Source organism: Streptococcus sp. GMD1S (assembly GCF_000296875.1).
Lineage (GTDB): Bacteria > Bacillota > Bacilli > Lactobacillales > Streptococcaceae > Streptococcus.
The window spans coordinates 1-718 of record NZ_AJQY01000240.1; the positions used below are offsets into that span (position 1 = coordinate 1).

Consider the following 718-nt stretch of genomic DNA (forward strand, 5'->3'; position numbering starts at 1 on the left):
CTCCTGCCACAACATCCAATTTAGATCAGCAAATGAAACAAGTCGCAGATATAGAAAAGACCAAGGTTGAACCAGTCAAAGAAGAAGGCCGTGTAGAAGCTGAAAAACAAGAAACACCTGTTGCCGATACCAACAGTGCTGACTTGCTCCCTGAAGACATTCAGGACCGTGCCTATCCCGACACACCTGTCAAAGAACTCGATACGACTACTATCGTTGACCAAAAAGCTAGTCCAAAAGTAGAAACTAAGAGCATTCTAAAGGACAAGGAAGAAGCTCCAAAAGAAGCTGAGAACGGAAATCGTGCCATCATTAACGGTGGACAAGACCTCAAACACATCAACTACGAGGGACAACCTGCTACTGCTGCTACTATGGTTTACAGCACTTACAACGCAGGGGAACAACGCTACCTCGTTTCAGGCTCAGGTATCTTTGTAGCACCTAACCTGATCCTTACCGTTGCTCATAACTTCCTAGAAGCCAATAAAGAAACTAGCGAAGGTCACATTCGTGGTGGAAAATCTGCCCAGTTTTACTATAACGTTGGTTCAAACAGCGAAAAGAAAAACTCACTGCCATCTTCTGGGACTACGGTTTTATTCAGAGAAAAAGACATACATTTCTGGAACAAGAAAGAGTTTGGAAAAGGCTATAAGAATGACCTTGCTCTTGTAGAAGCTCCTATTCCTCTTCCGATTGCTAGTCCAAACAAAGC

The 718-nt window shown here is 43.6% G+C and carries 1 pseudogene; it reads left to right on the forward strand.

What is annotated here, in order from left to right:
• Positions 1 to 718 (forward strand): annotated as a pseudogene (locus GMD1S_RS12385) (alpha-L-fucosidase); the annotation flags it as partial.